Raw genomic sequence first — 22,089 nt, 5'->3', positions numbered from 1 at the left:
GTAGCGTCCGCGGTATAGGTTGGGATGAACGCCACGGAGATAAGCCAATATGGTCGATGTGATGCACGACGCCGTTTAGTTCGATTTTCGACCGAGCTTCAAAAGGTCCATTTCCAAACGCGCCCCAACAATTTGGCGGGAATGGAGCTGCTTACATAACGAACTCAGCAGCTTGAGTGCTGGCTGGGGCGGGAGGGATCGAACCTCCGAATGGCGGAATCAAAATCCGTTTGATTATCCAACGATTTCAATGCGCATTGGAAGAAACGGTCAAAACACGCTTCAACAATCTCAATAGGTTGGCAGCCGTTTCCAAATATGGAGGCAGCCCTCCATCGAGGCTACCGTCCACGCAGACTCTCGGCTATCGCCGAAAGCACATCGGCCAGTTGCCTCGCCATTTCCGGTGGCGGCAGCGGAATCCTGAGGCTCGGCCCGCCGGTGCGCGGACCACGCTCGATCCATGGCTGTGCTTCGGAGCCGTTCGAGGCCGCGATGGCGCCAACGAACTGTGCCCCCATCTGCAGCAGCACCTGCCACGGATCAGGAGATGCCTCGCGCAACCCTTGCCCGGCTTCGCCGGCTTCCGCGACGTCCATCTCGCCAGCGCCGGCAACTGGATCTGCATCGACCGCGCCGACCGATTGTCCGCTGGTGGCGTCGTCGACTCTTCCAGCCTCCTCAGCAGGAGAGATAGCCTCGTCTACGCCCATACTTCCTGTGACACCTTCCACATCCTTCAGGAAGCGGTTGAGCCGCGACCCGCCAAGTGAAATCTCGCCATTGCCACCATCGAGGATTCCTTCCGACAACGAGCGTTTGAATGCCAGCACCGAAAGCATGCCCTCTTCGATCGAGCCTTTCGCGACGAAATTGACGACCTGAACCGGCCGCGCCTGGCCGAGCCGATGGACGCGTGCGATGCGTTGTTCGAGCACGGCCGGATTCCATGGCAGATCCATGTTCACCAGTGTCGACGCATGCTGCAGATTAAGGCCTGTGCTGCCGGCGTCAGTCGACAGGAATACGCGACAGGTGGGATCGTCGCGAAAGCGCTGAATCAACTCCGGCCGTTTGTCCGACGGCACGCTGCCATGGAAACTGACATAGCCGATCCCACGCGCCTCCAAGCGGCGGATGAGGATGTCGTGCGTCCGGGTCCATTGCGAAAAGACCACGGCCTTGGCCTCCGGCGTCACAAACAACTGCTCGAGCAGAGCGGCCAGTTCGTCGGCCTTGACGCCGTGGTCGGTCTGCAGGTCGAGCAGATAAGTGCTGTTGCAGGACATGCGCATGTTCTGAAGGGCGCAGGTCAGGCGCCGTTGATCCTTGTCCGAGAGAAACTTGGTCTTGCGCCAGCGCTGGACAATCCTGGCCACGATATCCGCGTTTTCCTGATGATAGAGCTTTTGCGGCTCGGTCATTGGTACCAGCACGTTTTGATCCGTCCGGCTGGGCAATTGCTGCAGCACCTCCGACTTTCGCCGGCGAATCATGATGGGCGCCAAAGTTTGGCCGATCTTCTCCAGCCTCGTATAACCGGTAACGCGGCCGGCCTCGTCCTTGACCTGATGTTCGTGCAAGAGCTTCCAGGTCGGGCCCAATCGGTGCTGATCGACGAATTGCACGATCGAGATCAGTTCTTCCAGCTTGTTCTCCAGGGGCGTTCCAGTCAAAACGATCGCATATGGGCTGTCGATGCGTTTCAAAGCTCGCGCTGCAACCGTGTTCCAGTTCTTTACACGCTGAGCTTCGTCGACGATGACCAGTTCAGGTGCCCAGGCAGCGATTAGGTCGAGATCGGGCTGCAGCTTCTCATAGTTCGTAATCTTGCAGAAGTCGTCCAGCCCGTAGTCGTTCTGCCGTTGGGCTCGCCCGCCAACCATGACGCGCGCCGCGCGCTTGCCTCGCCGCCCGGAAAAGCGAGCTATTTCGCTCTGCCATTGGTATTTGAGCGATGTCGGGCAAATCACCAGGACTCTCGATACGCCGAAGTGGCGGGCCAGTATTTCCGTCGCGGCGATCGCCTGGATCGTCTTGCCCAATCCCATGTCGTCGCCGATCAACGCCCGACCGGCCCTGACCGCGAACAGCGCGCCCTCGGCCTGGTAGGGATAGAGCTCCACCTTCAGGAGGCCCCGCAGCTTGGGGTCGGCGGCGCCGCGCGGGAACAATCGCTCGAGCTTCGACGCTCGCCGGTCGGCGTCCTGCCTTCCAGCGATGAAATCGAGAACATCGTCATAGGCGCGAAACTCGTGACCGCTCTTCGAGACCAAGGTCATGAAGCGCTCGAGCTCGCCCAGGCGGCCGTCCGAGAGGATTCCATCGCGCTTCATATCGAACAACCGATCGGCAGCCAGCCTCACCGCCGGCGGACAATCCGTCCCGGCACGGAAGTGCACGCGGCACTGGCCTGCGTTGCGCAAATAGAGCTCGGAGAACGCCGGCCGGTAGCGGCGTGCGAACGCGGCTTTCGCGCCTCGCTTTCTCTCCAATTGGGCGAGCGTGAACTCCAGGTGCTTGCAGGTTCCCAATTCATTCGTTGCGTAATCGGGGCATGAGCAGAAATTGCCTCCAGGTCCCAGGCCCCGTACCGCCACGCGGTAACTCGATTTCGAATTGGGATTGGTGACCAGAAACTCGGAGAAGAACGGCTCGCTGCCGAGATTTTTCAGCACGAAGGATTGCTCGCGGCCGAACTGGCGGCGCAAACCGCGCTGCCAGTCGGCCGGCGATAGATCAACAGGCGCGTGGGTGCGAGAAAGTTTGGCTTCTTTGTTCGGTTTCACGGAGGGCTCGCAGCTAGGGTGCATCGATTCCATCGACGCACCCCGCGTTCAGCTCCGACAGGGTTGTCTCGCGACGATGTTGATGGCTGATCCTAGCTCCTGGGCGATTGCGACACACCCCCAGCAAGACCAAAATCCACTGCGGATTGAACGCGCCACGATAGGCTTGGCTTTGGTTCGCTACGCGAGCGCGGCTCTCGAAAAGCCAAGACTCTCTCGAATGCCTGTCTGCCAAGCCGCGAGAAGTCTCCCTCCGATCTCACGATGAGTCGAATTCTCACTGAAATACTTCGCCACCTCCGGTGCCAACTTCGTCAGAACATCAGCGGTTTGGTCCATGATCTCGTTGATCGTCTGCACGGAAAGGTCGCATCGAGTTTGGCCGAGACGAATCAACGCTTTGCGGTCTGGCCAGTTGGTGGAACCGTTTAGCGTCAGCGCCATGCAATCCTTCGGCAGATAGGGCAGCGTGCTGACGAGATCGTAGGTCGGCGCAAGACGTGCGGGACCGGTCACATCTTCATAGATGACACCGAAGTTCTTCAGATGTGCGTCGCCGTTGCGGAGCGCACAGTTGAGCACGAACAGCTTGAACAGATCCTCGAGCGCACCCCGTCGTTCGGCGGGGTCGATGAAGTCCCGGACACGCTTGAACAGCCGCGTTTCATAGCCTCCGTTGTATTTCTCTGCAGAGGAAATCCCGTTCAGCACGCAGAAATCTTCGTAGCCCAGATAAACCCCATCCGGCCCGAGGTCAAAGCGCTCTATCAGGATGGCTGCACCGCTTTCCGAAAGCTGGAAATCCGGAACAGTCAATCCCATGGCCTTTGCGGCCGACAGGCAGAAATGTTCGTTGGCGGCCAGTTCGGGATATTCGTTCGGGTCCCAGAATTTTACGATGTGCGTAGCGCTGCGGAAGCTCTGGGATTGGCGATCGCCCATACCTTTTCCAGCGTCGTCGACGGCGCGGATCATCACCTTCGGCTGGACGCCCGAAAGCCCCGAATGGACCGCGAACTTCTCAAGAAGATAAGCGAACAGCTCGCCACCGCGCTTTGCACTGAGGATCTCGTCCATCGATTGGAATGGCACGTCCTCATTTAGCTCGGCATCGAGATCAGAGTAACGGATGCGCCCGATCTGGGTTCGTCCAACAACCGCCAGCAAATCGAAATCATCAAACGTTCCGGTCGCCTTGGCAAAACTTCGCACAAGGTACGCCCGGAGCGCCCCCTCCGGGAGATTCATGTCGAATATCGGCGCAAGACCGTGTTGCGTATTCCAAGATGCCGTTCGCACTGGCATCGTGATCGAGACTGCACGTTCGGCTGCCGCTTTCGGCTCGTAGACGAAAGCTGTCCCTCGCGGTCCATGGCGGTCCAAATGTCCAGCGGACTGCTGATCTGTCCAGACGCGGAGCATTAGCGAGCCTCCTCCGCTGCCAGATCCTCAAGTGTCGGGCGACCGCGATTAAGCTGCGTCAACCTCAGGTCGAGATCTAACGCATTCAAAATACGAAGCAGATGTTTGATGCCCATTTCCGCAAGGCGGGCATTCTCCAGCGCCTCCAGGCGTGCGCGGCTGATGCCGGCAGTTTGCGCCAGCTTGGTCTGCGACCATCCCTTGGATTTACGGGCCGCCTTAACACGCTCGCCGAGTTCGATAAGGTCCATACTTGCAGCCTATAATAGTCAATACGTCCATCTGATGGTAATTTGCCTACTATAAACTCCACTTCGACTCGCACAATGCCCTACATAGAAGTTCTTTTATCGAATATCGGCATTAATGCCTTTTTAAGTAGGCAAATCCTTGGTGAGTTGCGAGGGATAGGCATTGATTAAATGGAACAAATAGGGAACTTTTCGAAGCCCACCAAGCAACGTCGCCCGTGACGGACACTTTCGAAACTCTGTGCTGCCCTCACAGCGGCAACCGTTGTCGTCCGACAAGCGGCGCCGCATCGCATGGCGACCGCCGCAATGCCGAAAGCTCTCTATCGCCGAAGAAGGCCTGGCGGCCTCATTGCTCGTCGATCTGGGCGACTACTAACCTCCCAGCGCCTGACAGCTCCAGAAGACTCCGCAGCTCTCTAGACTAGTCCGCCAGGACATTCATTGATGCAACAAGGTCGATCAAGCAGCATCCTTGATGGATCCCGCCCCCAATCTGCGTGACAGAAACCTTTGGATTTTCTCAGCCATCATTTTGCTCGCCGTAGAAGGGAATATCTTGTCACGACCTGCGGCAACTTGATCCCATGCATCAGCGAACTTGAACTTGTCCATGGCGCGAAGCAGCTCCTCTCCAGCTTCTCGCCACCTGGGCGCCTCGTGTAGTACCTCACACAATGCCTCGACAATGGTCGATCGAACAAAGCCTGCATTCCCGTCCGCAGTCTGCGTGATGCACTGAAGCGCCGTGATGAGTGTGTCCCGCCCATATTTTGCAAGGCATCTGTTGAGCGCTGTGACCGCGTAGGTCTGTCCCTTCTTTACTTCAGACCGGATCAGATTCTTCCTCAGTATTTCGACCTCGGCGGCCAAACATATCTCAGCGAGTGCCAACGCATTCGGATCTTTGGCCGCCAACTTGGCATGATATAGCTGCTGAGCAGTTGTCTTTGTGATGTTACCGTTCACGGCTGCATAGGCGGCTGCCTGCTTTGCCCGATCTGCCTGGACAACCTGACACGGCACTTTCTCTTGACCACGAAGCATGGCAGCAGTCGTTCGATGCTGCCCGTCGACGATGGCGAAGTGCCCTCCTTCAACCGGCGCCACGATCACCGGAGCAAACTTTGACCAATCGAAATTCTCAGCAATTTGGTTGACGTTTACGGCGCCGCGGCGGCCGATTTCGCGTTGATATGTAACATCGACCATCAGCTTGCTCGTCTCGATCCATTCAAGAAATGGCGCGGGTCCCGGCGAGAATTCGGAAGTGGGAGGGTTAAAGCGCTGAGTACCCAGAGGTCTGAACATGGCGAGCTCCAGTTTCGAGAGGCACCAAGCCCCTCGCTATTGGCACTCCTGTTCGGCAGATTCGGAAGTGGCCTTCTACAATGATCACCGGAATGATCTGGGCATTTCGTCGGGCGCGTCAAAAATCTGTAGAATCCAACCGACTACCGGCACGATTCGGCAGTGCCGGTGTCGTGGCAATCCCGCACGACTGCTCATGAAGAAGTCTTTCTTTGAACTACCATGCGTATCGCCGCAGCCACTGAACGAACGCACGGACACACGATCACTCGCTTTTCCGAACTGCTTGTTGACCCCCGAGCTACACCACCACTGGGACACGACAGGTTGTCCGATTTGTGCGCCGTAATACTCTATTCTACCATGAGCGCATAACAGACCTGTCGGCGTGGCCTCCCCGCAGCATATGTTGCGGATGAAACCACGGGGACAAGCCAATATGGTCGATGTGATGCACGACGCCGCTAGTTCGATTCTGGACCGAGCATTGGACACTTCCAAACGCGCCAGAAAAACTTGGTGGGAATGGCGATACTCATATAGCGAACTCGCCAGCTTAAGCGCTGGCTGGGGCGGGAGGGATCGAACCTCCGAATGGCGGAATCAAAATCCGCTGCCTTACCGCTTGGCTACGCCCCAACGGCCTTCTCACGGGAACGGCTGTAGGCACAGGCTACCGCAGATTCCCGTTTGCCCCGCCGGTCTATAGAGAGAAGGCGAGCATTTCAACCGCCTCGGCGCGTAAATTCGCCCGCCGCGGGCGTGGTTTGCGCGGCCCTCTGATGCAGCGGCCCTGCCCGCGCCCGGCCTGGCCTCCCAGTCACGAAAGTTGGCCCTCCCGGCCATTGAGACCTCCGCGGTTTCGTGGGAATACGGCGCCAAACGCTGTCCACGGGAGTAAGCCATGACCTATCGCGCGCCGATCAATGACATGCTGCTTTCGCTCAACCACGGCGCGGGCCTCAAGGCCGCCGTGGAGGCCGGTCATTACGGCGATTTCGACGCCGATATCGCCGCTGCCGTGCTGGAGGAAGCCGGCAAGTTCGCAACCGACGTGCTGGCGCCGCTCAACCGCGTCGGCGACGAGCACGGCATCAAGCTCGATGACGGCAAGGTCACGACCGCGCCGGGCTGGCCCGACGCCTACAAGCGCTGGACCGACGGCGGCTGGAACGCGGTTTCAGGGCCTGAAGCCTTCGGCGGCCAGGGACTGCCGCTCGCGATCAACGCCGCCTGCACCGAGATCTGGAGCGCCTCCAACGTCGCCTTCGGCCTCTGCCCGCTACTCACGGCCTCGGCAATGGAGGCGCTGGAGGCGCATGGCAGCGAGGAGCTGAAGACGATCTATCTCGAGAAGCTCGTCACCGGCGAATGGACCGGCACGATGCAGCTCACCGAACCGCAGGCCGGCTCCGACGTTGGCGCGCTGCGCACCCGGGCCGAGCGGCAGGCCGACGGCACCTATCGCATCAAGGGGACGAAGATCTTCATCACCTATGGCGAGCACGACATGACCGACAACATCGTGCATTTCGTGCTCGCGCGCCTGCCGGATGCGCCGGCCGGCACCAAGGGCATTTCGCTCTTTCTTGTTCCCAAGTTCATGGTCAATGCCGACGGCTCGCTCGGGGCGCGCAACGATATCCATGCGAGCGGCGTCGAGCACAAGCTCGGCATGCATGCCTCCCCCACCTGCACCATGACCATGGGCGACCATGGCGGCGCCATCGGGTTCCTGATCGGCGAAGAGAATCAGGGCATGCGCTGCATGTTCACGATGATGAACCAGGCCCGCCTCGGCGTCGGCCTCGAAGGCGTCGGCGTCGCCGATCGCGCCTATCAGCAGGCGCTGGCCTATGCGCAGGAGCGCCGACAAGGCCGCGCCGTCGGCAAGAAGGGCGACGGCTCCGATGCCATTTTCGTCCATCCCGACGTCAAGCGGATGCTGATGCGGATGCGGGCGCAGACCGCCGCCGCGCGCACCATCTGCTACGCGACCGCGGTTGCAATCGACGTTTCGACGCGCGCCAGGGATCCGGGCGTGCGGGCCGAGGCCGCGGCGCGCGCGGCGCTGCTGACGCCGATCGCAAAGGCCTATTCCACCGATGTCGGCAACGAGGTCGCTTATCTCGGCGTGCAGGTGCATGGCGGCATGGGCTTCATCGAGGAGACCGGCGCCGCCCAGCACTATCGCGATGCGCGCATCACCGCGATCTACGAGGGCACCAACGGCATCCAGGCAATCGACCTCGTCACGCGCAAGCTCGCCGCCAACGGCGGCACCGCGGTCTGGGCGCTGCTCGGCGAGCTCTCAGGCATCATCAAGCAGGTCGAGGCCTCCAACGATCCCGCCTTCGGCACCACCGGCGTCAAATTGCGCGAGGCGCTGGACGCGCTCAAGCGCACCAGCAAGTGGCTGTTGGAGCGGCTGGCTGAGGCGCCGAACGACGCGCTTGCCGGCGCCACGCCCTACCTCCAGCAGTTTGGCGCCACGCTCGGCGGCTGCATGCTGGCCGCCGAGGCGCTCGCCGCCAAGGGCGACGGCAACACCGAGGCGCCGCGCTACGTCTCGCTCGCCCGCTTCTTCGCCGAAAACATCACGGTGCAGGCCCCTTCGCTCGAACGCACCGTGACGGAGAGCGCAGAGTCGGTCGCGGCGGCGGATGCGGTGTTGCTGGGGTAAGCAGGGTACTGCCCGCCACACATTGCCGGACCCCTCGCTTACTCTCAGCTCGCAGACATCCCTTCGCCTTCCCGCTGCGCCTCCCCGCGCGGCTTCGGCCGCCACAGCACGATCCCCGCGGCGACGAGATCGAGCACGACGCAGAGCGCGAAGGCCATCGTGTAGTCGCCGGTCAGGCTGCGCGCGAGGCCAACGATGCCGGGACCGAAGGCGCTGACGATGCCGCTGATCGAGGTGCCCAATCCCATCGCGGCCGCGAACGCGTCGCGTCCGATCTCGCGCTGGATGATCAGCGGCGGGAACGTGATCATGTTGCCGATCGAGAAGCCGTAGACGGCGCAGCAGGCGAGCAGCACCGTCGGGCTCGTGCTTTGCAGCAGGACGAACAGCGCCGCCGCCTGGCTCGTCATCGACGCCGCGCTTGCAAGCCGCGGATCGAGCCGGTCGACGAACAGGCCGAGCGACAGGCGCCCGACCACCGCCATGGTCGCCATGATGGTGACGGCGAGGCCCGCGGCGGAACGGCCGATGACCGGCTCGAGGAACGTCACCTGGTGGACGATAAAGCCCATCTGCGCGAGCAGCGCGATCGCGAAGGGCAGCACCATGGTCCAGAACGCTGGATTGCCGAGCAGCGCCTTGCGCGAATGGGTCGGGCGCGCCCCGCCGGCGGGCCCACCTCGCCCGGGTGCCGGCGACGTCTCGGCCGGCCAGCCGATGAAGGCCACGATCACCGGCAGAAGCAGCACCACCATCGCCATGGTCGTGGCCAGCATGGCGGAGCGGAAGCCAATGCTGCCAGTCAGCGACAGCAGCACGGGCACGAGCACGATGCCGCCGCAGGTCGCGCCGTTGAAGGCGAGACTGAGTGCGAGGCCGCGACGCCGCTCGAACCAGGAATTGAGCACGGTCGCGATCACCACGGTGCCCATGCCGGTCCAGCCGAGCGACATCAGCGCGTAGGCGAGATAGAGCTGCCAGGTTGCCGCCATCAGTGCCAATAGGACGGTCGATGCACCGAGCGCCGACAGGCCGCACAGGATCAGCGACCGCAGCCCGATCCGGGCCAGGAGATCATCGGTGAAGATGACGAGGACGGACGTCAGTAGAAACGAGAAGGTGCTGGCGGCCGACACCAGCGTGCCCGGCCAGCCATGCGCGCGCTGAAGCTCCGCGAGATAGACGCCCTGGCCGTAAAGGCCGAAGCCGAACATGAAGAAGGCCATCAGGAAACAGGCAAGCACGACGCGCCAGCCGCGATAATGCGGTGAGGATTCATCGATGCTCGTTGCGGCAATCATCAATCAATCGGCCAGATGGAACGAGACGGCCGATCGTGCCGCACAACCACCGGTTTTTCAAATGAAACATTGTAGCCGATTGTTGCAACGCGCAATCACACATATATTGGGCATATGGAGCAATGCGTATCCCGCGATGGGGGCGTGGCGTGCTCCCCCGCGCGAACGTGCCGCACGGGTGTCATGCGCCGAAGGCACGGGGATCACCGTCGAAAAGGCCAAGAGGCGGGATTGGCACGCCCGTGAGATGATGTAGGCTGAACCGGCGAGACTCGCCAATGGCACGCATCGCGGCGGCCGCAGGGGAACCTTATGGCGAACGGCAACATCATCGTGACCGAGGAACGCGCAACGCGCGTGATCACCCTGCGCCGGCCGAGCAAGAAGAACGCGATCACGCAGGACATGTATCGCGAGATGAGCTACGCGATCGACACCGCGCAGAACAATCCCGACATCCGCTGCATGATCATCACGGGCGGCTCCGGCGTGTTCACCGCCGGCGACGACATCGACGACTTCCTGACGGCGGACAGCTCAAGTCCTGAGATGCTGACAAATGGCGCAAAATTCCTCTATTCGCTCGCCCTCAACACGAAGCCCATCATCGCCGCGGTGGACGGTGTCGCGATCGGCGTGGGCACCTTGCTCCTCTTCCATTGCGACTATGTGCTTGCCTCGACGGCCGCCACGTTTTCCACGCCCTATATCCATCTCGGGCTCGTTCCGGTCGGCGCAGCCAGCCTCTTGATGCCGCAGACCATGGGCTACCAGCGCGCCTTTGCGATGCTGGTGATGGGACGGACCTTCACCGCCGCGGAGGCCGAGGCCGCGGGCTTCGTCAACACCGTGGTCTCGCCTGGGCACACCGAGGTCGAAGCGCGCAAGGTCGCACGCGAGATCTGCAGGCTGCCGGCCGAGGCCGTCGCCACCTCGCGCAAATTGCTGCGTGTGCCGCCGGAAGAGCTCACCCGCCGCATCGACCAGGAAGGCCATCTGTTCGGCGAGCGTCTGAAGTCGCCCGAGGCCGTGGCAGCGTTCAACGCCTTTGCGAACAGGAAGAGGCGGTGAAGGCGCGAGTCAGCTATCGAGGATCGTCATTCCGGGGCGCGCGGAGCGCGAACCCGGAATCCATTGAGCCGCAGCGCTAGTGGGTGAATGGATTCCGGGTTCGCGACTTCGTCGCGCCCCGGAATGACGGGTGTAGCAAGAAGCTTCGTGAAATCTTCGCGGGGAACGTCTAGTTTTGGTTCCATGCGACACGCGTTCCGACTCATTCCTGCTACCCTCGCACTGGCACTCGCCCCCACCCTGCCCGCTTCTGCCCAGAGCGCCACGCCCGTGGAGCTGCGCATCCTCGCGATCAACGATTTTCACGGCAACTTGAGGCCGCCGCCGGGCGGCATCCGCATCGGCGATCCCGAGGACAAGGCCAAGAAGGTGATGGTGGCCGCCGGTGGCGCCGAGTACATGGCGACGCTGGTCAAGCAATTGCGCGAGGGGCACAAGAACACGATCTTCGTCGCGGCGGGCGACCTGATCGGCGCAAGCCCGTTCCTGTCGGCGATGTTTCATGACGAGCCCTCGATCGAGTCGCTCTCGATGATGGGGCTTGCGATCACCTCGGTCGGCAATCACGAATTCGACGAAGGCAAAGCCGAGCTGTTACGGATGCAAAATGGCGGCTGCCATCCGGAGGATGGATGTCAGGGCCCGCATCCCTTCCTAGGTGCAAAATTCCATTACCTCGCGGCCTCGACTATCGAGACCGCGACCGGCAAGAGCGTGCTGCCGCCCTACGAGATCAGGGAGTTCGACGGCATCCCCGTCGCCTTCATCGGGCTGACATTGAAAGAGACCGCCGGCATCGTCTCGCCAAAAGGCATTGCCGGGCTCGAATTCCGCGACGAGGCCGAGACAGTGAACGCGCTCGTGCCGGAACTGAAGGCGCGTGGCGTCGAGGCGATCGTGGTGCTGATCCATCAGGGCGGCGACCCGAGCGGCGACTACAACGAATGCCCGGGCATTACCGGGCCGATCGTCGACATCGTGAAGAAATTCGACCGCGCCGTCGACGTCGTGGTGAGCGGCCACACGCATCGCGCCTACATTTGCCAAATCGGCGGCCGGCTCGTCACCAGCGGTGACAAATACGGCACGCTGGTCACGGCGATCGATCTCACGCTCGATCCGGCGACGCGTGACGTCGTCAGCGCCAAAGCCGAGAACGTGATCGTCGCGAATGCCTCGCTGGCAAAGGACTCGGAGCAGACCGCGTTGATCGACGCCTACGACAAGCTCTCGGCACCGATCGCCAATCGTCCGGCCGGATCGGTGACGCAGACGTTGTCGCGCGTGCCGAACGAGGCCGGCGAAAGCGCGCTCGGCGACGTCATCGCGGATGCGCAGTTGCTTGCGACCCGCGACGCGAAGGACGGCGGTGCCGTGATTGCCATCACCAATCCCGGCGGCATCCGCACCGACATCGTGCCGAAGGAGAACGGCGCAGTGTCCTTCGGCGACGTGTTCTCGAGCCAGCCGTTCCGCAACCGCCTCGTCACCATGACGCTCACCGGCAGCCAGCTCAAGGACCTGCTCGAGCAGCAATGGCTCGATCCGAAACGGCCGCGGATTCTCCAGGTCTCGAACGGGTTCAGCTACACCTGGGACGCGTCAAAGCCGTTCGGCGAGCGTGTGATCGCCGACAAGATGATGCTCGGCGGCAAGCCGATCGAGCCGGCGCTAGGCTACCGCGTCACCCTCAACGACTACCTCGCCGTCGGCGGCGACGGCTTCACGGTCGCCAAGCAGGGAACATCGCCGCAATATGGCGGCTATGATGCCGACGCGCTGTTTGCGTTCTTCCGCGCGCACGGGCCGATCGGTCCACTGCCGCCCACCCGTATCCTGCGCGTGAATTGATCCGGATCAAACGGGCCGGAACGGGACCACCGTTTGCCATTCCCGGCCAAACGCATAGATTGGGTTTTGCATTGCGTTTTGGCGCCGGATGCGCCAAGCGACATCGAGAGCCCGTATTCGTGAGCACGACCTGATGAGCACGCTCCTCCTTTCCCACAAGGCCTGCCTCGACCACGTCACGCCGCCGGGACATCCAGAGCGGCCGGATCGCCTGCGCGCGGTGGAGGAAGCGCTGTCGCACGAGCGTTTCCAGTACCTGGTGCGCGACCAGGCGCCGGAGGGCGATCTCGATCTCGTCACGCTCTGCCACAACGAGCACTACGTCACCGAGCTGCGCCACATCGCGCCGACCAGCGGCCAGGTCTATATCGATGGCGACACCTCGATGTCCCCTGGCACCTGGGAAGCGGTCATGCGCGGCGTCGGCGCTGCGGTCGCGGCAACCGAAGCGGTGATGGCGGGCGAGCACCGGAACGCCTTCGTCGCGGTGCGCCCGCCCGGCCATCACGCCGAGATCGGCAAGCCGATGGGCTTCTGCTTCTTCGACAATGTCGCGATCGCCGCGCGCCACGCGCAGCGCAAATACGGCATCAAGCGCGCCGCCATCGTCGATTTCGACGTGCATCACGGCAACGGCACACAGGATATCTTCTGGTCGGATCCGACCGTGATGTACTGCTCGACCCACCAGATGCCGCTGTTTCCGGGCACCGGCGCCCGCTCCGAGCGCGGCGACCACGACACCATCGTCAACGCCCCGCTTGCCTCCGAGGACGGTGGCCCCGAATTCCGCGCGGCGTTCGAGAACCTGATCCTGCCGCAACTGACCAAGTTCAGCCCCGAGCTCGTCATCATCTCGGCGGGCTTCGATGCGCATTATCGCGATCCGCTGGCTTCGCTGAACCTGCGCGCGGAGGACTATTCCTGGGTGACGCGGAAGCTGATGGACCTTGCCGACAAGACCGCCGAGGGCCGAATTGTTTCGGTGCTCGAGGGTGGCTATGATCTGCAAGGACTGAAAGAATCTGTTACGGCGCATGTCGGCGCCCTGATGGGCGCGTGAAGACACACGCCACATTACGCCCGCAAAACTCTGCTTTCTCGGCAAGTAAGGCGAATCGGGCAATCGGAAATGGATATGGCCGAAAATACCCAAGTCGACGTCTCCAGACTCACCTTCGAGCGCGCGATCGAGGAACTCGAAACGATCGTGAAGCGGCTCGAGGACGGCAAAGTGCCGCTCGAGGAATCGGTGACGATCTACGAACGCGGCGAGGCCCTGAAGCGCCGCTGCGAGGAACTTCTGCGCCAGGCGGAGGCGCGCGTCGACAAGATCACCACGGACGCCAGCGGCCAGGCCACCGGCACCGCACCACTCGACGTGCAGTAAGTCCACCCTTCTGCCCGGTTTGTGACGGCCATGCCACACCGCCGTCTGAATTCCGTTCATAGCAGGGCGACCTCCTGCATTATTTTCATGGTCAGGCGCGGTTCCGCGAGAGTCCCTGATTCAGAGACGACCTTCCTGCGCGACCAATCGAGGGCTCCGGAGGCCAAAAAGGGCTCTGATTCCATCAAAAAACCCTGCAGCGGAGCCCGGCAGATTGGAACCGCTAGGCCGGAGCCAAGGTTAACCAAGCCGGCCTGCCGGTTACGGCTGCATACCTCAAATCGGTCAGGCGGGTTGGCTTTGGCCCAAGCTTTGGTGTAAAGCTGCGCGGACTGTGGCTTTTTGCAAGCCTTTCCTAAGCACAGGTTGCTGGCGGCAAGCGCTTCAAATCGCTAAAGAATTGGCTGGGACGGACGAAGCCGATCTAAGTGACAGGGATCACAGAGACTGAACCGGAGCGCACCTAAGCTCACTTAAGCTTGAAGAAGGGGCCTTGCCCCGCGCAGGTGGCTCCGACGGTTGAGGGACTCGCGCTGCGCCGAATTTGTGCAAACCCATCGCGCGCCGGAATGACCTTCCGGCGCTGACAAATTGGAAATCGCCGTGAACGCATACAGTAAAACGCCGCTTCTCGACACCATCCGGACGCCGGAAGACCTGCGCAAGCTCAAGATCGAGCAGGTCCGTCAGGTCGCCGATGAGCTGCGGCAGGAGACCATCGACGCCGTTTCCGTGACCGGCGGTCACTTCGGCGCGGGCCTCGGCGTCGTCGAGCTCACCACCGCGATCCACTACATCTTCGATACGCCCCGCGACCGGCTGATCTGGGACGTCGGCCACCAGGCCTATCCGCACAAGATCCTCACCGGCCGGCGTGACCGCATCCGCACGCTGCGCACCGGCGGCGGCCTGTCCGGTTTCACCAAGCGCAGCGAGAGCGACTACGATCCGTTCGGCGCCGCGCACTCCTCGACCTCGATCTCGGCCGGCCTCGGCATGGCGGTGGCGCGCGACCTCTCGGGCGGAACCAACAACGTCATAGCGGTGATCGGTGACGGCGCGATGTCAGCGGGCATGGCCTATGAAGCCATGAACAATGCGGGCGCGATGAATTCGCGCCTGATCGTCATCCTCAACGACAACGACATGTCGATCGCCCCGCCGGTCGGCGCCATGAGCGCCTATCTGTCGCGGCTCTATTCCGGCAAGACCTACCGCACGCTGCGCGAGGCGGCCAAGCAGATCAACAAGCGCCTGCCGAAGATCCTCGCAAACCGCGCCAACCGCGTCGAGGAATATTCCCGCGGCTTCATGATGGACGGCGGCACGCTGTTCGAGGAGCTCGGCTTCTATTATGTCGGACCGATCGACGGTCACAACCTCGATCACCTCCTGCCCGTGCTGAAGAACGTGCGCGACATGGAGACCGGCCCGATCCTGGTCCACGTCGTGACGCAGAAGGGCAAGGGCTACGGCCCGGCGGAAGCCTCCGCGGACAAGTACCATGCCGTCGTCAAGTTCGACGTCGCCACCGGCACGCAGGTCAAGGCCAAGCCCAATGCGCCGGCCTATCAGAACGTGTTCGGCCAGAGCCTCGTCAAGGAGGCGCAGAAGGACGACAAGATCGTCGCCATCACCGCGGCAATGCCGTCGGGTACCGGCGTCGACATCTTCAACAAGGCCTTTCCCGACCGCACCTTCGACGTCGGCATCGCCGAGCAGCATGCGGTGACCTTCGCCGCGGGTCTTGCGACGGAAGGCTACAAGCCGTTCTGCGCGATCTACTCGACCTTCCTCCAGCGCGGCTACGACCAGGTCGTGCATGACGTCGCGATCCAGAACCTGCCCGTGCGTTTCGCCATCGACCGCGCCGGCCTCGTCGGCGCCGACGGCGCGACGCATGCCGGCTCGTTCGACAACGCCTATCTCGGCTGTCTGCCGAACATGGTGATCATGGCGGCGTCTGATGAGGCCGAAATGGTGCACATGGTCGCGACCCAGGTCGCGATCAACGACCGCCCGAGCGCACTGCGCTATCCGCGCGGCGAGGGCCGCGGCGTCGAGATGCCTGACGTCGGCGTTCCCCTCGAGGTCGGCAAGGGCCGCGTCATCCGCCAGGGCAACAAGATTGCCCTTCTCTCCTTCGGCACGCGTCTGGCCGAATGCGAGAAGGCGGCCGACGAGCTCGCCGCTCATGGCCTGTCCACCACGATCGCGGATGCCCGCTTCATGAAACCGCTCGACACCGACCTGGTGCTCAAGCTCGCGCGCGATCATGAGATCCTGATCACGATCGAAGAAGGCGCGGTCGGCGGCTTCGGCTCGCATGTCGCGCAGTTCCTGACCGATCAGGGCGTGCTCGACACCGGCCTGGTCAAGTTCCGCTCGATGGTGTTGCCCGACGTGTTCCTCGACCACGACACGCCGGCCGCGATGTACGGCCGCGCCGGTCTCGACGCCAAGGGCATCGTCGCCAAGGTGTTCGAAGCGCTCGGCAAGGACGTCAAGACCGAGACGGTCAAGCTCGCCTGATTGTTGCGCGGGCACTGAACTCCACCTCTCCCGTAGGGAGAGGCATGGCCGCCTTCGGCGGCCGTCCCCGAGAACGCCGAGGCGAAGCCTCGGCTATGTCGCGCAAACGATCCGGGTGTGGGGTTCAGGTCCCACGAGAGAGCGTAACCCCTCACCCGCGCCTTCGGCGCGACCTCTCCCTTCGGGAGAGGTTTCGCACTGCCGATGCCGCGGCAACTCGATGCTTCTGCGATCGGTGTTTCCATGAAAATCTATCTGGCAGGCCCCGACGTGTTCCTGCCGGATGCGCATGAGATCGGCCGGCAGAAGGTCGCGATCTGTGCTCGCTTTGGACTCACCGGCCTCTATCCACTCGACAACAAGATCGACGTCACCGCCGCTGACGCCTCGCGGCAGATCTTTTGCGGCAACGAGGCGATGATGGACGAGGCCGATGCCATCATCGCAAACCTCACGCCGTTTCGCGGCGCCGGGGCTGATCCCGGCACCGTCTACGAGCTCGGCTACATGGCCGGCCGCGGCAAGTTTTGCCTCGCCTATTCCAACGATCCCGCCGTCTATGCCGACCGCGTCGGCCGCTTCATCGACGTCACGTCCGAGAACGGGCGGCTGGTCGATGCGCAGGGCCTGACCGTCGAGGACTTTGGCCTGGTCGACAATCTCATGATGATCCATGCGCTGGAGCTGCATGGCTGCCCGCTGGTGACGCCGGCGCAAATGCCGGTCGACGTCTGGCACGATCTTGCCGCGTTCGAGGCTTGCGTCCGGATGGCGGCCGCGCGACTTATCGCTACATAAAGCGCTAGTCCTTTCCGGAGAGCGTGATGTCCCCTCCCCGCAAGCGCGCGGATGTTCTTTTGGTCGAGCGCGGCCTGTTCGAGAGCCGGGCGCGGGCGCGCGCGGCGATCGAGGCCGGTCTCGTCACGGCCGACGACAGGCCGGTCACGAAGCCGTCCGAGACCATCGCCGAGGACGCGGTGATCCAGGCCGAGCCGGCGCATCCCTATGTTTCGCGTGGCGGCGTCAAACTTGCGGGCGCGCTGGAGCGGTATCCCATCGAGATCGAGGACCATATCTGCCTCGATGTCGGCGCCTCCACCGGCGGCTTCACCGAGGTGCTGCTCGCCAACGGCGCCAGCCTCGTCTTCGCCGTCGACGTCGGCACCGGCCAGTTGCATCCATCGCTGCGCGGCCATCCGAAAATCGTGTCGATGGAGGAGACCGACATCCGCAGCTATGACGGCAAGCGGCTACCGGCGCGGCCTGACATCGTCGTCATCGATGTCAGCTTCATCTCGCTGAAGACGGTGCTGCCCGTGGCGCTGTCGCTGGCGGCAGCGCCGATGAGCCTGCTCGCGCTGATCAAGCCGCAATTCGAGGCTGACAGAAAACATAACAAGCGCGGCATCATCCGCGACGCCGCCGTGCACAAGGACATCTGCGACGACATCGCGGCCTTCGCAGCCTCGCTCGGCTGCACCGACATCGAGGTGTTTCCTTCATCGATCAAGGGCGGCGACGGCAATATCGAATTCTTCCTGGGCGCGCGCCGTGGTTGAACGATTGACGATCGATCACGTCGGCCATCGCGGCGACGGCGTCTCGCTCGACGCGCGCGAGGCGATCTATGTGCCCTATGCGCTCGGCGGCGAAACCGTCGAGGTCGAGCACGTCGCGGGCCATCATCCCGATCGCCGCAAGCTGCTCGCGGTCGATGTCGCGAGTCCCGAGCGCATCGCACCGTTCTGCCCGCATTTCGGGGTCTGCGGCGGCTGCGCGATCCAGCATTGGGCGGCCGAGCCCTATCACGCCTGGAAGCGCGGCATCGTGGTCGAAACGCTGGCGCAAGCTGGCATCGAGTGCGAGGTGGCGCCGCTGGTCGATGCCCATGGCGCCGGCCGCCGTCGCGTCACGCTGCACGGCCGGTTCGGCACGCACGACGTCCTCAAGGTGGGCTTTGCCGCCGCAAGCTCGCACGACGTCATCCCGATCCATCGCTGTCCCATCCTCGATCCCGCGCTCGAGGGCGCGCTCGATGCCGCCTGGGCGCTCGCCGAGCCGCTGAAGTCAAAGATCCCGGTGACGAAGCCGCTCGACATCCAGGTCACGGCCACCAAGCACGGCCTCGATGTCGACGTGCGCGGCTCCGGCCCGCTGCCCACGCCGATGATCACGGCGCTGTCGCGCGTCGCCGAGCAACACCGCCTGGCGCGGCTGTCGCGGCACGGCGAACTCGTGCTGCAACGCCTGCCGCCGACGGTGCAAATGGGCCGCGCCGAGGTGACGCTGCCGCCGGGCTCGTTCTTGCAGGCAACGGTCGCGGGCGAGGAGACGCTTGCCGCGCTCGTCGCCGCGCGCGTCGGCAAGGCCAAGGAGGTTGCCGATCTCTTCTGCGGCGTCGGCCCGTTCGCGCTCCGGCTTGCGGAAAAGGCGCGCATCGCAGCGTACGACAGCGACGCCGGGGCGATCGCCGCGCTCGCGAAAGCCGCGCGCACGCCGGGGCTGAAGCCGATCAGGTGCGAGCCGCGCGACCTGTTCCGGCGCCCGCTGGTGCCGCAGGAGCTGCGCGACTTCGACGCCGTCGTGTTCGATCCGCCGCGCCAGGGCGCACAGGCGCAGGCCTTGAAGCTCGCCTCGGCGAAGGTACCCGTGGTGGTCGCGGTGTCCTGCAACGTCGCGACCTTCGCCCGCGACGCGCGGCTGCTCATCGACGGCGGCTATCGGCTGGAAGCAGTGGTCCCGGTTGACCAGTTCCGCCACACGCCGCACGTCGAACTGGTGGCGCGGTTTACGCGGTAATCTCTTAACGGCGAAGGCCGCCGAAAACCGGCGATTCGCCGGGGAGCATGGACGAATTGATGTCGCTGTCCATGCGTCCCGATTGCTGCTCGGTGTAACCGACTCCGAACGACAGGCTGAGGTTGGAGGTGGGCTTGAATTCGACGCCCGCGAACGCGCCGTAGCCGGGTGCGGTGCTGGAGGTGAGCGGCGCCAGCGAGCTACCAAGGCCGTTAGTGTATTTCAGCGTGTCGAGGCCGGCAAAGAACGTGACGGGCATGCCACCTGCAGTCTTGTAGTTGTAACCGAACTGCGTGCCCTCATAAGAGAGCGCACTGAAATTGCCGGATGTTCCAGCCTGGCTGAGGCCGCTCCAACCAAGATTGCCGCGTTCGCTTCCGACAAAGAAACCGTTCGAAAAATTATAGCGCCCGCCTGTATCGCCGGCATTGAAGCTTGGAAAATTGCTGTAGGTATCGGAGCTCTGGCCCGCACTGCCACTGAGGCCGAAAGGCCCGCCCGGTATCCAATACCGCAGGGGCGCAACTTGCGCATGAACCGGTGCTCCGCCCAGGCAAAGCATGGCGAACAGAGTTGCGAGACCGCATGAACCTGCGAGGCTGGACATTCAGGCTACCGTCAAAACGTTCGTAACTTATACGCTCCGGATATCGCGAATGCCAGCGAAGCGACGCCGGTCATCGCTTCCTCCAGTTCCCAAAAAACGTCTTCGTGGCGATTTCGAGAGCACTTTAGGCAATCGGGTGCGGTCGTTTGTCCCGACGCGTTGAACCTGCCGCGCGCCGGCTTGACCCACATAGAGGGCCCGCGGCCTTCTGAACCGTCCCTCTCCCGTGGGAAGAGCGGCCAAGCCGCGGTCCAGCCAGCGCAATATTTTGTGAATTCCCGACATTGCATGGAGGCTGTCATGGAGGTCAATTCCGACAGGTTGAATGCCTTTATGGGCAAGATGGTCACCGAGTTCGGCGCGGCGATGAATGCATCGCTGGTCCTGCTCGGGGACAAGCTCGGTCTCTACCGTACCCTCGCCACCAAGGGACCGATGAACTCTTCAGAGCTCGCGAGCGCCACCGGAGCGACGGAGCGCTACATCCGCGAATGGCTGGCGAGCCAGGCGGCATCCGGTTACATCGAATATGATTCCGCTTCGGGCAAGTTCTCGATGCAGCCGGAGCAGGCGATGGCGCTTGCCGACGAGGACAGCCCGGTTTTCCTTGGCGCGTTCGGCAGCGTGATTGCCTCGACGTTTCTGGACGAGCCGAAGATTACGGACGCATTCAAGTCCGGCAAGGGCGTCGGCTGGAACCGGCGCAGCGAGTGCCTGTTCTGCGGCACTGCCCGCTTCTTCCGCACCGGCTACAAGCATCATCTGGTGCAGGAGTGGCTGCCCGCGCTCGAGGGCGTCGTGGAGAAACTCAAGCGCGGCGCCAAGGTCGCCGATGTCGGCTGCGGGCACGGCGTCTCGACACGGCTGATGGCGGAAGCCTTCCCGAATTCCCGCTTCTACGGCTTCGACTATCACGAGGGCTCGGTCGAGGCGGCGCGAAACGCTGCCGCCGAAGCGAAGCTGGGCGATCGGGTCAGCTTCGCCGTTCACTCGGCCAAAACCTATCCGGCCGAAGGATATGATCTCGTCTGCTTCTTCGATTGCCTGCACGACATGGGCGATCCGGTCGGCGCCATCAGTCACGTGCGCGAGACCATGGCGAATGACGGCACCTGCATGCTGGTCGAGCCGTTCGCAGGCGACCGCCTCGAGGACAACCTCAACCCGGTTGGGCGCGTCTTTTACGCGGCGTCGACCATGATCTGCACGCCGGCATCGCTCGATCAGGAGGTCGGCCTGGCGCTGGGTGCTCAAGCCGGCGAGGCAAGACTGCGCAAGGTCGCGCGCGAGGGTGGCTTGACGCGCTTCCGTCGTGCCGCCGAAACGCCCTTCAACCTGATCCTGGAGGCACGGGCCTGAGCTCCATCATGCCGGGCGCGCGGGCCTGTGCGCGACATAGCCGACCCGCAAGCCCGGCACGAAGCCGCAAGCCCCGTAGAAGCGATGCACGCGCGGATCCTTGCGACCGCTCTGCATCAACACGTGGTGGCAGTCCTTCGCCCAGGCTTCCTGAAGCGCGGCGGCGACGACGACGCGTCCATGGCCGCGCCCCTGATACTCGGGATGGGTCACGACATTCTCGAGAAAGCCGTGGCGCCGGCCGCCGCGCAGGAGGTTCGGCGCGGTGATGAGCATGCAGGTGGCGACGATCCTGCTCTCGGCCTCCGAGACGAACACGGCGAGATTGTCGCGCGCCAGGATCTCCGCCCATATCTCCGCGGCTCTTGCCGGCTCCGCGGCGGCGCTGACGTCTGAGGCACGAAACAAGTCGAGCAGCGCGGGAAGATCACTCTCTTGACCCAGCCTGGCGATTGGCATGCGGCACTTTCCTCAGGTTGAGCCGGTCACGCGCCGCCGGCGATGTCAGCTCGAAGCGTCCGTCCCCATCCCGAATGTAAGCTGATTCCCGTCGACGTCGACGACGTCGAAATCGCGCATGCCGTAATCGCGGTCCTGCGGCTGCTTGATCAGCCTGGCTCCGCGCCGCGACAACTCGGCATAGAGCTGGTCGACGTCGGCCTTGCACGGCTCGCGTCGCAACGTAAGCTGGCGATCGATCAAGGCGGCGAGAGTCCGCCAAAT

Annotated in this window: 18 protein-coding genes and 1 tRNA gene; 10 read left to right on the top strand and 9 right to left on the bottom strand. The window is 63.1% G+C overall.

The window, feature by feature from the left end:
• Window positions 1–341: 341 nt before the first annotated feature.
• The 5 genes from AYJ54_RS34055 to AYJ54_RS34035 all read right to left on the bottom strand — a co-directional run bounded on the left by AYJ54_RS34055 (window position 342) and on the right by AYJ54_RS34035 (window position 6,412).
• Window positions 342–2,789, bottom strand: coding sequence for a DEAD/DEAH box helicase (locus AYJ54_RS34055; RefSeq protein WP_245329194.1), 2,448 nt, complete (start codon window positions 2,787–2,789; stop codon window positions 342–344).
• A 180-nt stretch (window positions 2,790–2,969) separates the two neighbouring features.
• Window positions 2,970–4,211, bottom strand: a complete 1,242-nt coding sequence (locus AYJ54_RS34050; RefSeq protein WP_063706056.1) for a type II toxin-antitoxin system HipA family toxin — start codon at window positions 4,209–4,211, stop codon at window positions 2,970–2,972.
• The gene (locus tag AYJ54_RS34045; protein ID WP_063706055.1) at window positions 4,211–4,462 is read right to left on the bottom strand and encodes a helix-turn-helix domain-containing protein; all 252 of its coding nucleotides are present in this window, start codon (window positions 4,460–4,462) and stop codon (window positions 4,211–4,213) included. Before AYJ54_RS34045 ends, AYJ54_RS34050 begins: the two co-directional genes overlap by 1 nt.
• A 462-nt stretch (window positions 4,463–4,924) precedes the next feature.
• Window positions 4,925–5,773: a ParB/RepB/Spo0J family partition protein gene (locus AYJ54_RS34040; RefSeq protein ID WP_063706053.1), complete on the bottom strand. Its 849-nt coding sequence runs from the start codon at window positions 5,771–5,773 to the stop codon at window positions 4,925–4,927.
• Between the two features lie 564 nt (window positions 5,774–6,337).
• Window positions 6,338–6,412, bottom strand: a tRNA-Gln gene (locus tag AYJ54_RS34035).
• A gap of 265 nt (window positions 6,413–6,677) precedes the next feature.
• On the opposite strand from AYJ54_RS34035, the gene AYJ54_RS34030 reads away from it, so the two are divergent.
• Window positions 6,678–8,456: an acyl-CoA dehydrogenase family protein gene (locus AYJ54_RS34030; protein ID WP_063706051.1), complete on the top strand. Its 1,779-nt coding sequence runs from the start codon at window positions 6,678–6,680 to the stop codon at window positions 8,454–8,456.
• A gap of 44 nt (window positions 8,457–8,500) precedes the next feature.
• Here the strand turns inward: AYJ54_RS34030 and AYJ54_RS34025 are convergent, their stop codons facing one another.
• Entirely contained in the window at window positions 8,501–9,757 is a 1,257-nt protein-coding gene (locus AYJ54_RS34025) for an MFS transporter (protein ID WP_063706049.1), read from the bottom strand.
• Between the two features lie 312 nt (window positions 9,758–10,069).
• Between AYJ54_RS34025 and AYJ54_RS34020 the strand changes: the two genes are divergently transcribed.
• The 8 genes from AYJ54_RS34020 (at window position 10,070) to AYJ54_RS33985 (ending at window position 19,400) form a co-directional block, all read left to right on the top strand.
• Window positions 10,070–10,828 (top strand): enoyl-CoA hydratase-related protein, encoded by a 759-nt coding sequence (locus AYJ54_RS34020; RefSeq protein WP_063706047.1) that lies wholly within the window; start codon window positions 10,070–10,072, stop codon window positions 10,826–10,828.
• Window positions 10,829–11,011: 183 nt separating this feature from the next.
• On the top strand, window positions 11,012–12,679 hold the full coding sequence (locus AYJ54_RS34015) for a bifunctional metallophosphatase/5'-nucleotidase (RefSeq protein WP_063706045.1): 1,668 nt from the start codon (window positions 11,012–11,014) through the stop codon (window positions 12,677–12,679).
• 133 nt (window positions 12,680–12,812) lie between these two features.
• A complete protein-coding gene (locus AYJ54_RS34010; RefSeq protein ID WP_063706043.1) occupies window positions 12,813–13,742 on the top strand; it encodes a histone deacetylase family protein in 930 nt (309 codons plus the stop codon).
• A 75-nt stretch (window positions 13,743–13,817) separates the two neighbouring features.
• Complete coding sequence (locus AYJ54_RS34005) at window positions 13,818–14,069, top strand: exodeoxyribonuclease VII small subunit (protein WP_008132970.1); 252 nt, start codon at window positions 13,818–13,820, stop codon at window positions 14,067–14,069.
• Window positions 14,070–14,672: 603 nt separating this feature from the next.
• A complete protein-coding gene (gene dxs, locus AYJ54_RS34000) occupies window positions 14,673–16,601 on the top strand; it encodes a 1-deoxy-D-xylulose-5-phosphate synthase (protein WP_063706125.1) in 1,929 nt (642 codons plus the stop codon).
• A 243-nt stretch (window positions 16,602–16,844) separates the two neighbouring features.
• A complete protein-coding gene (locus AYJ54_RS33995; RefSeq protein WP_063706123.1) occupies window positions 16,845–17,399 on the top strand; it encodes a nucleoside 2-deoxyribosyltransferase in 555 nt (184 codons plus the stop codon).
• Between the two features lie 26 nt (window positions 17,400–17,425).
• Window positions 17,426–18,160 carry a TlyA family RNA methyltransferase gene (locus tag AYJ54_RS33990; protein WP_063706041.1) on the top strand — a complete coding sequence of 245 codons (735 nt, stop codon included), beginning with the start codon at window positions 17,426–17,428 and terminating at the stop codon, window positions 18,158–18,160.
• Window positions 18,153–19,400 (top strand): class I SAM-dependent RNA methyltransferase, encoded by a 1,248-nt coding sequence (locus tag AYJ54_RS33985; protein WP_063706039.1) that lies wholly within the window; start codon window positions 18,153–18,155, stop codon window positions 19,398–19,400. The genes AYJ54_RS33990 and AYJ54_RS33985 overlap by 8 nt, the downstream gene beginning before the upstream one ends.
• 4 nt (window positions 19,401–19,404) lie before the next feature.
• Here the strand turns inward: AYJ54_RS33985 and AYJ54_RS33980 are convergent, their stop codons facing one another.
• The gene (locus AYJ54_RS33980) at window positions 19,405–20,007 is read right to left on the bottom strand and encodes an outer membrane beta-barrel protein (RefSeq protein ID WP_063706037.1); all 603 of its coding nucleotides are present in this window, start codon (window positions 20,005–20,007) and stop codon (window positions 19,405–19,407) included.
• Window positions 20,008–20,307: 300 nt separating this feature from the next.
• On the opposite strand from AYJ54_RS33980, the gene AYJ54_RS33975 reads away from it, so the two are divergent.
• Window positions 20,308–21,366: a class I SAM-dependent methyltransferase gene (locus AYJ54_RS33975; RefSeq protein ID WP_063706121.1), complete on the top strand. Its 1,059-nt coding sequence runs from the start codon at window positions 20,308–20,310 to the stop codon at window positions 21,364–21,366.
• Window positions 21,367–21,372: 6 nt separating this feature from the next.
• Here AYJ54_RS33975 and AYJ54_RS33970 read toward each other — a convergent pair whose 3' ends face one another.
• Both AYJ54_RS33970 and AYJ54_RS33965 read right to left on the bottom strand, forming a co-directional pair.
• Window positions 21,373–21,825: a GNAT family N-acetyltransferase gene (locus AYJ54_RS33970; protein WP_063706035.1), complete on the bottom strand. Its 453-nt coding sequence runs from the start codon at window positions 21,823–21,825 to the stop codon at window positions 21,373–21,375.
• Between the two features lie 45 nt (window positions 21,826–21,870).
• Window positions 21,871–22,068: a VOC family protein gene (locus tag AYJ54_RS33965; protein ID WP_063706034.1), complete on the bottom strand. Its 198-nt coding sequence runs from the start codon at window positions 22,066–22,068 to the stop codon at window positions 21,871–21,873.
• Window positions 22,069–22,089 lie beyond the last annotated feature (21 nt).

The sequence above is a fragment of the Bradyrhizobium centrolobii genome, assembly GCF_001641635.1.
In the GTDB taxonomy this organism is placed as follows: Bacteria; Pseudomonadota; Alphaproteobacteria; order Rhizobiales; family Xanthobacteraceae; genus Bradyrhizobium; species Bradyrhizobium centrolobii.
This window is presented reverse-complemented; position numbering and strand designations above follow the sequence as displayed.